General features: G+C 62.9%; 7 protein-coding genes. 2 read left to right on the plus strand and 5 right to left on the minus strand.

All coding sequences use genetic code 11. The features are described from left to right. Positions 1 to 79: 79 nt before the first annotated feature. Both dinB and EPO09_RS14940 read right to left on the minus strand, forming a co-directional pair. Entirely contained in the window at positions 80 to 1,279 is a 1,200-nt protein-coding gene (gene dinB, locus EPO09_RS14935) for a DNA polymerase IV (RefSeq protein ID WP_290644127.1), read from the minus strand. Positions 1,280 to 1,351: 72 nt separating this feature from the next. Beyond that, a complete protein-coding gene (locus EPO09_RS14940) occupies positions 1,352 to 1,651 on the minus strand; it encodes a flagellar basal body protein (protein ID WP_290644121.1) in 300 nt (99 codons plus the stop codon). Positions 1,652 to 1,871: 220 nt separating this feature from the next. Here EPO09_RS14940 and EPO09_RS14945 point away from each other — a divergent pair, with 220 nt between their 5' ends. Further along, positions 1,872 to 3,074 (plus strand): NAD(P)/FAD-dependent oxidoreductase, encoded by a 1,203-nt coding sequence (locus tag EPO09_RS14945; protein WP_290644122.1) that lies wholly within the window; start codon positions 1,872 to 1,874, stop codon positions 3,072 to 3,074. A 28-nt stretch (positions 3,075 to 3,102) separates the two neighbouring features. On the opposite strand, the gene EPO09_RS14950 is transcribed toward EPO09_RS14945, so the two are convergent. Both EPO09_RS14950 and EPO09_RS14955 read right to left on the minus strand, forming a co-directional pair. Beyond that, a complete protein-coding gene (locus tag EPO09_RS14950; RefSeq protein ID WP_290644123.1) occupies positions 3,103 to 6,324 on the minus strand; it encodes an adenylate/guanylate cyclase domain-containing protein in 3,222 nt (1,073 codons plus the stop codon). A 9-nt stretch (positions 6,325 to 6,333) separates the two neighbouring features. Further along, a complete protein-coding gene (locus EPO09_RS14955) occupies positions 6,334 to 8,880 on the minus strand; it encodes a winged helix-turn-helix domain-containing protein (RefSeq protein ID WP_290644124.1) in 2,547 nt (848 codons plus the stop codon). 394 nt (positions 8,881 to 9,274) lie between these two features. Here EPO09_RS14955 and EPO09_RS14960 point away from each other — a divergent pair, with 394 nt between their 5' ends. After that, entirely contained in the window at positions 9,275 to 10,456 is a 1,182-nt protein-coding gene (locus EPO09_RS14960) for a poly(3-hydroxybutyrate) depolymerase (protein WP_290644125.1), read from the plus strand. On the opposite strand, the gene EPO09_RS14965 is transcribed toward EPO09_RS14960, so the two are convergent. Further along, on the minus strand, positions 10,457 to 13,096 hold a 2,640-nt coding region (locus EPO09_RS14965; RefSeq protein WP_290644126.1), incomplete at its 5' end, for a DUF748 domain-containing protein.

Here is a 13,096-nt window from a genome sequence, read left to right on the forward strand (position 1 = left end):
CAGCGCGGCTTCCAGCAGAGACTGGCCTTCGCCTACGGTGCACGAGAGATGAGCGGGCTCGATGGTCAGCTTCATGGCGTCACAAGTCCTCGAACAGCGGCAGTGAATAAGGCACGCCCGGCTCCTGCGCCAGCACGGCCTCATCCGGTTTGCACAGTGACTCCATCTTCACGCCCAGCAGGCGCAAACGCCTGTCCAGCGGCACGGTCTTGAGGCAACGCCCGGCCCATTGCCGGATGACGGTGGCATCGCGCGTGGGCGCGGGCATGGTCATGCTGCGCGTGACGATTTTGAAGTCGTCGTAACGCAGCTTCACGCCGACCGTGCGCCCCAGGTAGTCCTTGCGCAGCAGATCTTGCGCCACTTGTTCGCACAGCCTGGTGAAGATGGGGCTCAGGGCTTCCCTGTCATCGCGAGGGTGCAGATCACGCTCGAAAGTGGTCTCCCGGCTGAGTGATTTGGGCGCACGCCATGTCACCACGGGGCGCTCATCGCGACCATGTGCGGCGGCGTGCAACCAGGCGCCGTAGTTGCTGCCGAACTGCTCGATCAGCCAGGCCTGGTCCGCCTGCGCCAGCTGGCCAATCGTATCGATGCCCAGGCGCGCCAGCTTGGCACTGGCTTTGGGGCCGATGCCATTGATGCGGCTGGCGGGCAAAGGCCAGATGCGCGAGGGAATGTCATCGGGCATCAGCACGGTGAGCCCGTCGGGCTTGTCCAGATCCGAGCACAGTTTGGACAAGAGCTTGTTGGGCGTCACGCCGATCGAGCAGGTCAGGCCCGTGGCCTCGGTCACAGCCGCCTTGAGGCGAGCAGCGAGCGCCCTGACACCTGCCAGTTCATCGCCATCTGCGGTTTGCTGCGCACCGGGTATATCCGTGAGATCGATGTAGATCTCGTCGATCCCGCGATCTTCGATGAGCGTCGCGATCTGGGCCACGGCGGCCTTGAAACGCCGTGAGTAGGCGCGGTACTGATCGAAGTCCACAGGCAGCAGCACGGCATCCGGTGCCAAGGCAGCCGCCTTCATCAAACCCATGCCGGAATGCACGCCCAGCGCACGCGCCGGATAGGTGGCCGTGGTGATGACCCCTCGCCCGACGTAATCACGCAGGCGCGCGAAATGCTGTTGCCCGTCGTCACGCTCAACGGGCTGATGCCTGCGCCCGCCGCCAATGACAACAGGCTGACCCTTCAATTGCGGATAGCGCAACAACTCGACGGATGCGTAGAAGGCATCCATGTCGAGATGGGCGATGAAACGGCGAACGGCGGGCAAGGTCACAAACGGGCGGGAAGAATCCAGCGCCCATTCTGGCCCGACTTGCTGCCTCTTCGCCCCGAATGGGACTCAGGCTTTGACGTCCAGGATGCTGCCGACCATCTGATCCTGTGTCTGGATGGTTTTCAGATTGGCCTTGTAGTTGTAGCTGGCCTCCATCTGCGCCACCAGATCGGCCGCCAGATCCGCGCCGACTTCATCAACCTTGCCCATGGACGTCATCACGCCAGCCGTTTCCTGGCTTTGTTGATGCACGACCTGGCGCTGGAAACCCGGCGTCTGGGCATTGGCAATGTTGTGGGCAGCCACATCAAGACGGGTTGAAGCCGCATGCGCACCCGATAAAGCAATGGATGAGATGGTGTTCATAAACCCTCCATGGCTCCGTGATCGACGGAAAAGCAGCAAACTTGAAGCAACGCAAAGGTTGATCTGTGCAAAGCTGCCGAAACCCGCATTTCAGGACAATCGAACCACGCTTGTATTCAAAATGGCGCGACTGGCGCTTGACATGTGAATGACATATGCCTTGCAATGCGCTGACACGCGACTTTCTGTCATCCAATAAAAATTGTCTGAAAGCTCAAACATGTATGACGCCATTGTCGTAGGCGGCCGCTGCGGCGGTGCAGCCACTGCCCTGCTGCTGGCCCGCCAGGGTCACAAAGTACTGATCGTCGATCAAGCAACGTTACCCAGCGATGTCCGGCTGTCCACGCACCTGATCTGGCATGCGGGGGTCGATCTGCTGCATGAATGGGGCTTGCTGGAGGCCGTGCAAGAGACCGGTTGCCCCCTGCTGACGGGTTTCTCGCTGGACCTGGGCGAGCTGGCCTTGCGTGGGCAGCCCCCCGGCTCAACCGTGGGCGCAGCCATGGCCCCGCGCCGCCTGGCACTGGACAAAGTCCTGTTGGATGCAGCCTTGGCTGCCGGTGTGGAATTGCGCCAGGGGGTCACGTTCGAAGATGTGCTCAAGGACGGTGACCGCGTCACCGGTATCCGCGGCAGGCTACAAGACGGCAGTGCGTTCACGGCTCATGCCAAAGTGGTCGTGGGCGCCGACGGCACACACTCCCGCGTGGCCCGCGCCGTGGGCGCAGACACGTACAACGAATCACCCAAGGAAGCAGGCTCGTTCAACCTCTATTCCTACTTCACGGGTGTCAAACTCGATGGGGTCGAGTTCTTCTCCCGCCCGGAACGCATGATCTACGCCTGGGAGACCAATGACGGGCGATCAGTGATCGGGGTGATCCAGCCAGGAGGAGCACCTCGCCCCGCTCGCGACAACATGGAAGCGCACTTCCAGTCCGAACTGGCCGCACTGGCCCCTGGACTGGCCTCACGCGTTCAGAACGGGCGCAGGGATGACGAGTGGTTGAGCGGCGCCATCGCGACTTTCTGCCGTCAAGCTGCCGGTCCAGGCTGGTGCCTGGTGGGTGATGCAGGCGTGACCATGGATCCGATCACGGCGGCCGGCATATCCAATGCGCTGCGCGATGCTGATCTGGCGGCCGCACTCATTCACGAGGGCCTGCAAGCCGGCCATTCGCTCGACGACAGCCTGGCCAACTACCAGGCTCGTCGTGACGCGGTATCTGTGCCCTTGCTGCAGTTTGCGCAAGAAATGGCCAAGCTCGCACCACCCACGGAAGACGTCTTCAAGCTGTTCATGGCCTTGGCCAGCAATCAGGAACAGATCGACAACTACTACGGTGTGTTTGGCCAGACCGTGACGCCGATGGCCTTCTTCGATCCAGCCAACATGGCCAAGATCTTCGCAGCGGCCTGATCAGCTTTTTTCAGCAGGCACAGCAGGCTCAGGCGAGCGCCGCCAATGCGGCCTCCGCGCGAGCTTGCCATTTCCGGGCCCGCTGGCTCGTGGCCAACGCCAGGGCCTGCTGGTAGCAGGCTCGTATCTCGGCTTGGTCCACCCCGGGAATCTGGCGCAAGACATCACCACGGATGCGGTGCCATTCGGCATCGTGCCAGCGCTCCCCGCCCCGATCGGTCTGCTCGCGCGCCTGAGCCAGACAGGCCATGGCCTCATCGACGCGGCCAACCCGCCCCCATACCTCGGCCATCAAGGTCAGGAAGAAGGGCAACACGATGCCGGCGCCCGTTGCCTGGAACGCTGCCAGGCCCTGCGTCATCAGATCGATACTATCCTCGACCTGACCCAGTTGGGTTCGACACCAACCCATCGCAAAACGCGCCATCGCCGACACATAGGCAAAGCCATGCTCGTCGGCTTGATGCCAGCCGGCCTGCAACCTGGGCAAGAGCCTGTCCAGATCACCGGCATGCAAATAAGCCATCACGCCCCATGTGCGTGCCCACGCCAATGAATATGGATGAGCCAGGGCCAACGCCCTTTGCTCGATGGCGGCGTAGGCCGTATCAAGGTCATCCACCTGCCCCATGATCCACTGCGCGTGCAGGCCATGCACCATGCTCACCAGTTTGAGATCGGTTGAATACAAGGCGATCAGGTTGCGATCCTGCGGGTCGTTGAAGCCATGCTCCACCTGCTCGCAGTAGGCCGGTACCTCCTGCAGTTGCCCTCCATAGAAGCACAACTGGGACTGCATCATGTTGTGCACGAGCCAGGCATGCCGGCTGTTGGCCTGGCGGGCCACGGTGCCCATGCGCCGGCCAATGACCTGGGCCTGCCCGATCTCGCCGCGCACCTGGTGATACACGCACACGCCCCACAAGGGCCAGATGGCCTCATCGACCTTGTCGGCCGCGCTGGCCAGTTCATTGGCCCGCTTGTAGGCCTGCTCTACCTCGGGTGCAGCCCACCCTTTGCCGAGCATGTGCACCGTGCCCAATGAAGCGTGCAATTGCAACTCGACCTGATCACGACTGGCATTGGCCGGCAAACCTTCCGATGCCTGCAAGCCTGCCTGCAAGTGCGCGGCGGCCTCATGCAAGGCGAGCCGGTTAATGGCTTGCTCACTGGCCTTGCGCCAGTAGGGGATGGCGGAACTGGCCATGCCTGCCGCGCTGGCATGGCGGGCCAACAAGGCGGGTTGATGTTGCACCGTGTCAGGGTAGCGGGTTTCCAGTTGATGCACGATGGCCGCATGCAGACCTTCTCGCCGTGCCTTGAGCAAGGAGTCATAGGCTGTGTCCTGCACCATCGCGTGCTTGAACACATAGACGGGCCCTCGATCACCATCCTGGCGTGAAGCCAGCCCTGATCTCAGCAAGGCCTGGATGCCATCGTCCAGTTGCTGCGCATCTTGCGGAAAGAGGGCTGCCAGCAGGTCATGGGCAAACTCTCGCCCGATCACGGCACCAATCTGTGCCACTTCCTTGGCGATGGCGTGCCGATCAAGACGGGCCATCAGCGAATCACGCAGCGTGGAGGGCAAGGCGCTGGCTGCCGGCAAGCCGGCCTCATCACGGCTGGCTTGCTCCATCACCGATTTGGTCAGCTCCTCCACGAACAGCGGCACGCCGTCCGTCCTGTTTTCGATCTGCTGCGCCAAAGCGTCCGGCAAAGCCTGATCGCCCATCAGGCGGGACACCAGCGCCATCACTTCAGCTCGGCGCAGGCCAGGCACTTTCAATGCCGTCACATGGGCCTGTCGGTCAAATGCTGGAGTGAACTCAGGACGGTGCGTGACCACCATCAGCACCGGCACCTGGCGAGCCCGTTCCACGAGCGCATTGAGCGCCGCAATCGAGGCGGGATCAGCCCAGTGCGCGTCCTCGAACAACATCAGGAAGGGCGCCTGCCCGGCACGCGCCTGCAGCAAATCAACCAGCACCTCGATGATGTCTTGCTCGCGCTGATGCGCACTGCTGACAGGCAAGGCGTGCCGCCCATCGGAAGGGATGGCCAACATGGCGGCCAGCAAGGCCGCGTGCCGAGGCGTCGCACCGCCCATGCGCTCATTCACCAGTGCATCGATGCGATCCAGCTTGATCGGCACCGGCGTCTCAGGTTTGATGCGCAAGAGGCGCTCCATCGCATCAATGAAAGGATGAAAGGCACTGTCTGCACGGTGGGCGGCACATTGCAGATGAACGGCATTCAAGCCCGCATTGCCCAGACGATCACACAGCTCTTTGAGCATGCGGGACTTGCCGATTCCTGGCTCGCCGGACAAGAGCACCACCTGTCCCTGCACTTGCAGCACGGTCTGCCAGCGGTCCATCAGGAGGCTCATTTCCTGCACCCGGCCCACGAGCGGGCTGAGCTGCTCGCCGCCGCTGGCTGCGTCAAATCTGCTGAGCGTGTCGCTCACGCCCATCACCCGCCAGACCTGGCGCGGTTCGGTCACGCCCTTGAGCGCGTGAACGCCCTGATCCTCGTAAGTGAAACTGCCTGCGGTCAGACGCCGCGTCTGATCCGTGATGAGCACGGTATTGGCCTTGGCCAGAGCCTGAAGGCGAGCCGCAATATTCGGCGTATCACCCAAAGCCAACTGTTCGCGACGTGGGCCGGCACCGATGTCGCCGATCACGACGCGACCTGTGTCGATGCCGATGCGCAGTTGCAAGCGCACGTGCTCTCGGCCATCCACGGCGATATCCAGCTCGGCAATGCGCCCAACCAGTTCCAGACCGGCATGAACGGCGCGTGCGGCGGCATCTTCCTGCGCCTGCGGATAACCAAAATAGACCAGCAGCCCATCGCCCAGGTACTGCGCCACCGTACCGCCACAACGCGTGATCACGGCCACGGCAGCCTGTTGGTAAGCCAGCACCACCTGGCGCCACTGCTCGGGGCTCAGCCGTGCGCACAGCGCCGTGGCATCCACCAGGTCACAGAACATGATGGTGAGCTGACGCAACTCGGTATGCGGCGGCGTGGCGCCCGGTTTGAAATCATTGATCGCCCGCATCAGGCGCTTGCGGTCACCCATGGTGAGACCGAGCTTTTCAAGGTCAGTTTCGGTCAGGCTGGTGAGGACGTCTTCGGCAATGCCGTTTTCCAGCAGCAAAGGCTCCAGCCGGCTCAGCCCGATGGCTTCCAGCCATTGCGACATGGATGCCAGAGGCGCGCCTGGCTGCGGCTGCATGCTCATGCCCCAGCGCTAACCGGGTGGGGGCGACAGGGCCCAGGTACACACGGATTCGGGATCCAGATCGGCGCCCATGCCCTTGAGCCGCTCCAGCACCGTCGGATCCAGCACGTCCTGGATCAGACCATTGACACGCGACCAGGCATAGACCGTCACCACGTCACGCGAGCCCATCTGCTCGTACGAGCGAGCCGCATACCCCACGATACGGGCGGAGGCTTCATACCGCCCTTCCAGCGCGGACAGCAAGGCCAGCAGACCCGCATACAGGCCCAGCCACTCCCAATCGCGGCTGCGAGAGGCGCTGACGAAATCGGTCAAGGCGGCACGTGCCAAAGGCAGATCGCTCTTGACGAAAGCCACGCAGGCCATCACGGCCAAGGCATGCAACACGAAGTTGTCACGGCGATGGCGGCCACGCGCCAGGATCTGCTCGCAAGTCAGCATGGCGGCATCGGTGTCGCCCAAAGCCATGCTGATCGAGGCCAGGTCATTGAGCGCGGCCGACACCACGCCCTCCAGGCCCGCGCTCTGCGCCCGCACCAGCAGGTTCTGACACACACGGCGCGCCTCGGCCATGTGCTCGATGGACTTGAGCACGCTGACCTCAGCCAACAGGCGCTGGGTACACAGGCGGGCCGGCCAGTCAGGTTGCTCCAGCGAGGCCATTTCATCCAGTGCAGACATGGCCTGCACTGGTGGCAAGACGCCGCTACCCGCGAGGCAGCGCAGGGCCAGGTACAGGCCGCGACGATCCGCCGCCGCACGGTACAAGGCCGAAGCGCGCAAGGCGAAGTCGTGCATGAGGGTGTTGCCCACGCCCCAGTAAAGACGGCTGCGCTCCAGCCAGAAGCGAGCAACATCCGCACCCGGCTGTGGGCTGGTGGCCAGCACTTCCAGGTTCTGGCCACGCAAACGGCACTCAGGCGCCAGGCCCATCAACAGGAACAGGGGCCCGGTGGCACCCAGCAAACGCACAGCCAGGTTCTGGTCGTGCTGCACGGCCCAGTCCAGCGCCATGCGCACGTTGTCGATTTCAGGCCCGTAATGAGCCAGCCATTGGGCATCGGACTGCGCCCAGTAGTCCTCGTAGGACTGGTCCATCATCGAGGTGATGGCCTGCGCATGGCGCCGACGGATATCCGGCAACTCGCCCGATTCAACCAGCTTGAGCCCGGCGTAATCGCGCATGCTGTCGAGCAGACGATATCGCGGCATCTCGCCCGCATCGGCCATCACCAAAGACCGGTCCACCAAAGAACCGAGCACGTCGATCACGGCCCATTCGTCCAGATCCTGGTCATGTGCCAGCACCTTGGCCAGATCCAGGGTGAATCCGCCAGCCAGCACCGCCAGACGCCGGAACACGGCGCGCTCAGGTGCGGAGAGCATCTCATGGCTCCAGTCCAGCGCCGCCAGCAGCGTTTGCTGGCGCGATGGCGTGACGTTGCTGTTGCCATGCAGCAGTTTGAATCGCTCACCCAGCCGCTCTTCCACGCCCTGCAGGCCCAGCAGCGGCACACGCGCCGCAGCCAGTTTGATCGCCAGAGGGACACCGTCGAGCTTGCGGCACAAGCCGATGACGCGATCCAATTGCGCCTGACTGAGTTCGAAATAGCGGTTGATCGCCTTGACCTGATCCACAAACAGCGCCACGGCGCCGTGCTGCATGGCTTCGCCCACGGTCACGCCAGCCTCAGGCACGGACAGGGGCCCCAGGCGGAACACACGCTCTGCAGGCAAACGCAAAGGCAACTGGCTGGTCACCAGAACGCGCACATTGGGCGCGCCCGCCAGCACGGCATGAACCAGTTTGGCCACGGCGTCCAGCACATGCTCGGCGTTATCGATCACCAGCAGGACCTGCAAAGGCTTGAGGGCGGCCACCAGCGTATGGAGAGGATCCTGCCCACCGGAGGACAAGCCCAAACCCTGCGCCACCATGGACACAACCAGATCGGGATCTGCGATGGCGGCCAACTCCACCCAGGCGGCGCCATCAACCCAATGAGGGCGCCATTGATGCGCGGCGCTGAGGGCAAAGGCCGTTTTGCCGATGCCTGCCTGGCCGACGACCGTGATCAGGGAGGCGGGCAACAAGGCATCCAGCGCCGCCTGGTCGGCCTCGCGGCCCCAGACAGGGCCCGGCAGAGCGGGCAAAACGGACAACACATCCGCCGAAGCGAGGTGGGTGCTCGCCGCCGGGATGGGCGCGACCTGCCCCGCAGGTTTGATCTCACCATCAAATTCAGCGGGCAGACAGAAACGGTAACCTCGCCCAGGCACCGTCGCGATCGATTTGGCACCCAAGAGCTTGCGCAGAGACGAAATCTGCACCTGCAGGTTGTTTTCTTCCACCACCAGATTGGGCCAGACGCGATCCAGCAACTCGGCCTTGCTGACCAGGCGCCCGCCTTCGGACACCAGAACGTTCAGCACGTCGACGGCGCGTGCACCCAGGTTCGTCGGCTCTCCCTCCAGGTACAGAACCCGTTCGGCAGGACAAAGCTCAAAACGATCGAAACGGTAACAGTTGCGCGACAAGTGTTCCCCAGCCATCAGAGAGGTGTGGGCTGAATGTTCAGCCACGAACGCATCGCCACTGCGTGACTACAGCGGGTTTCAGGATAATTTAAGTGGCAATTCAGCACAAATACCGACCTGCCTCCGACAATGGTTTCAATTCTAAAGAAATCCAACCAGAATCATTGGCCGATCAGAGCCTCAATATGGCAGCAAGTCGCAAATTGACAAACTGCTGAGACGCTGAAAGACCAAAGATGGTTGCGAAAGCAACGCTGTCATCTTATTTGCTGCCTCACGGCAGACACGAGGGCCCTCCACCGAACTGGTGCAGGGCCCTCGGTTTTTCTGGACAAGACACGCCACCTCCTCTATCGTGAATCGACATGCTGCAGCGCAGCAAATGCATCATCACGTCAGGAGTCGATACATGGCCACCTCTTGTTTGGGGCACGCTGCGCGTGCTTGCCTGATTCTGCTGTTGGGTGTGCGCTTGCTGGGGGCGGCGCAAGCTGCGCCACCGGCGCTGCCGGCATTAGGCTTGAACGCCAAAGCGGTATCGGTCTCAGGGCTCTCATCTGGCGGCTACATGGCTGCGCAGTTCGAGGTGGCTTACTCCCGTTCACTGGTGGGCGCCGGCATCGTGGCGGCAGGCCCTTACGGCTGCTCGATGGGCTCGGTCACGACAGCCGCCCTGACCTGCTCCTGCCCTTACGACATCAGCGACAACAGCGGCCCTACCGGTCTCATGACAGCCATATCGCGACTGAGTTGCGTGCATCTGCCTGAGAAAATCCTGTCTGAACGGGCCACCGACGCCATCGCGGCCAACAAAGGCCACGTTGACGGCATCAGCAATCTGCGCACGCACCGGGTCTGGCTGTATGCAGGGCAAGACGACCCAGTGGTCGATCCATCCATCGTCAAGGGCCTGGCGCGCTTTTATGCCGATGCCAAGTTGCCAGCCAAGGCGGTGCAGCAGGTGACTGGCCCGCACGCCGGGCATGGCATGCCGATCGCCGCTGATGGCCAATGCCAGGTCACGCGCAGCCCCTACATCAATGGCTGCAAGATCGATGGCGCCGGCAAGCTGCTGAGCTGGATCTACAAGTTGCCGGCCTCCGCACAGCCGGCACCAGATACCCCGCCCGGCTCGCTCAAGCCTTTTGACCAGACGCCCTATCGTCAAAAGGACGTGTTCGACAGCCTGGACCAAACCGGCTGGCTATATGTGCCCAAAGCCTGCGAACTGAAAGACGCGCACTGCAGACTGCATGTGGCCTTTCACGGCTGCGAACAGGGGCAGAACTTCGTGATGGGCAATGGGCAGCCGTACGGCACGGTGTTCGTCGAGCAGGCGGGCTACAACCGCTGGGCAGAAAGCGCCGGCATCGTGGTGCTCTACCCGCAGGTGGTGCCGAGCAGCCAGGTCACTCCCGGCTCGGCATTCGGCTTCAATCCCAAAGGCTGCTGGGATTTCTGGGGCTACACCACCCCACCGAGCGACAACTGGCAGTTCGGCAGCGGCTTGCCCTTCAGCCGCCAGGAGGCGCCTCAGATGCGGGCCGTCAAGGCCATGATCGATGCCCTGGTGGCGGCACCTGCACCTTGATCACTTGATCTCGAACTGCACGCGCGAAGATGGGCCTTTGTCATCAGGCAAGCCATCCGTACCAACACGGGATGCCGTCAGCAAAATGCGCTCTGGCGGCAGCTTGTGGGCCAGATACGCCTTGACCTGATCGCCGCGTTGATTGGCCAGATCGCGCAGTGCTTGCGCGTTGACCGGCGCCGAGGCTTTGAGCAAGGCTTCCATCTCGGCATCAGGCAAGGCCCTGGCGATGCCGATCAAGTTGCGTGGTTTCTTGATATCGGCCGCCTTGTAAGCGGCTGCCAACCATGTGCTCCGTTCCTGTGTGGCGATCTGCACATCGGCAGGTGCCTCACCCGTTGCCTTGGCCTTGGCTGCGCGCATCAGGCGATCCACGTGCAGCTTGCGCAGCCCTTCTTCGTCCACGGCAGGATCCGCGCGACCCGTGGCAGCGAGCTTGAGTGCAGGCCGGTCCACCAGCTTGGCTGCCAGGCTGTCCAGCCGCTGCCGTGCGCTGTCTGTCAGCTCGCCCTGCCCCGCATCAAAAGCCACATAACCCAGCTCATCCGAACCACCGCCCGAAAGCAAGGCAAAAGGCGCCGTCACCGCTTTGGTGATCAGGTTGACGAGCACGCGCCAGATGATGCCGCCCACCGAGAACTGCGGATCGTCCAGCGAGCCCGAGATCGGCAAATTGATGTCGATCTCGCCCTTGCTGTTCTTGAGCAGGGAGACGGCAAACAGCACGGGCAGCTTGACCGCATCGGGGCTGTCCGTCTTTTCGCCAAAGGTGAGCTGATCCAGGAAGATCTTGTTGCTGGCATCCAGCTTGCCGCCGTCCACCTTGTAATGCACGTTGACCGAGAGCGTGCCCTTGTCGATGGCATAGCCGGCGTAGCGTGCGGCATATGGGGTCATGCGAGTCAGCTCGATGCCTTTGGCAGAGGCTTCGATGTCGGTGTAAAGCTTGGGCCCCAGAGGATGCAACTGCCCGGTGATCAGCAAGGGTGCTGCATCGTCCACAGCGCCGGAGATCTTGACGGTAGCCGGCTCCGGCTTGGTCGATGACACGGCAGACACGTCGCCTTCAATCTGCGTGAGGCGGGCCGAGTAGTTGGGCTTGATGAAGTTGTCCGTGAAATCAACGCGGCCTTTGCTCAGCAGGATCTGTTGCCATCGCAATTTGGGCGCGGGTTTGCTGGATGCAGCGAGCAGTGGTGCACTGGCTGCCGGCTGGGTAGTCGACGGTGCAGCCGCCACAACAGGCTTGGGCGCAGGCGATGACGCCGCAGGCTCAGGCGTAGTCAGCGAGCGTGCCTGCGCACCGGCCTCATGGCGCATGATGCCCGCCACGTTCAACTGGCCACTGGGGTTGATGATGAGGCGGCCGTAGAAATCCTTGAGCGCGATGCGCCCCAGATTGGCATCGACAGCATCGCCATCCAGCGCCACGTCAGCACCATCCAGTGAGAGGCCTTGCCAGCTCAGGAAGTCGGCATCGTTGACACGATCGAGCACACGCACGTCGCTCAAGCCCAGACGGCCTTGATAGCGCACCTGCATGCCGCGGTTGGCGGGCATCTGCAGCTTGAACAGGCCATCTGCCTGGGCCTTGGCTCCGGCCAAGGTGATGTTGACCATGGGATCGATGTAAGGCTGAATGGCGCGCAGATCGAGCCCAGCCACATTGACGCGTGCATCCACCTGGCCCGGCTGCGGCTTGACCGAGCCTTTGATGCGCACGCGGCCCTTGCCTTGCGCCAGGGTGTCCAGCTCCAAGGCGATCGGGCGACTCAGGTCCTGGCTGAGATCAGCCACGTGCAGATCGGTCTGGTGCAGTTCAAAGGCAGCCGCAGGGCTCACGCCCTGGTCCTTGAAGGCGAACTGGCAGGCGCTGCAGTGCAGCTCCTTGAGCGAGAACTGCGGGACAGGAGATGCGGGCTTGTTCGCGCCTGCGCCTTGCGTTGAAGGCTTGGGCGCTGGCGTAGTCGGGCCAGGGGACATGCCCAGCCACTCGCCTTGGGAACCACGCGTGATCGCGGCAGTCAGCTTGCTCAAGGTGAGCTTGTCTGCGCTGACCTGACGCAGCGCAGCGCCTTCATTCAGATCCAGCAGCACCTGGATCCCATCCAGAGACAGCTCATCGAATGCCACTTGATCGCTCAAGCCCTTCTTTGCAGCCGGCGCACGCAACTGGCCGATCGCCACATGGCCCGCTACCAGACGCGCTTCAGCCGGCTCCAGCGCGGAAGCGGCTGTCAGCCTCGCATTGAGTTGTGCCTGCACAGCGAGTTGGCCTTGTTCGACACGCAGCGGCAGCTTCAGTGAATCGGCCAACGGCGCCAGCCAGGGGCTGATCTGCACTTTGCTGAGGTTGAGCTGTGCGTCCACCATCTGGCGGGCAGCTTGCACATGGCCTTGCGCCAGCAGGGTGGCATCGTGCTCGTCATGCAGGTTCAACTGCCAGGCAGCGGGCGCCGCCTTGGCCTGGCTGCTCAAGCCACCCACCTTGAAGCGCAGCTGGTCGATCACGGGCCAGGCCTGGGTGGATTGCGTTTGCGCATCGAGCCGCGCCACGTTGAACTGAAGCTGGCCGATCTGCCAGGACCAGGGCGCAGCCGTCGATGCGGGCGCAGGCTCATGGGCTGCGTTTGACGCAGG

It is taken from the genome of Aquabacterium sp., assembly GCF_004297345.1.
Classification (GTDB): Bacteria; Pseudomonadota; Gammaproteobacteria; order Burkholderiales; family Burkholderiaceae_C; genus Aquabacterium.

What these genes read in the sequence shown, in the direction of transcription:
- EPO09_RS14940 (WP_290644121.1), bottom strand. Translation starts at nt 1,651, where the DNA reads ATGAACACCATCTCATCCATTGCTTTATCGGGTGCGCATGCGGCTTCA.
- EPO09_RS14945 (WP_290644122.1), top strand. Translation starts at nt 1,872, where the DNA reads ATGTATGACGCCATTGTCGTAGGCGGCCGCTGCGGCGGTGCAGCCACT.
- EPO09_RS14950 (WP_290644123.1), bottom strand. Translation starts at nt 6,324, where the DNA reads ATGAGCATGCAGCCGCAGCCAGGCGCGCCTCTGGCATCCATGTCGCAA.
- EPO09_RS14955 (WP_290644124.1), bottom strand. Translation starts at nt 8,880, where the DNA reads ATGGCTGGGGAACACTTGTCGCGCAACTGTTACCGTTTCGATCGTTTT.
- EPO09_RS14960 (WP_290644125.1), top strand. Translation starts at nt 9,275, where the DNA reads ATGGCCACCTCTTGTTTGGGGCACGCTGCGCGTGCTTGCCTGATTCTG.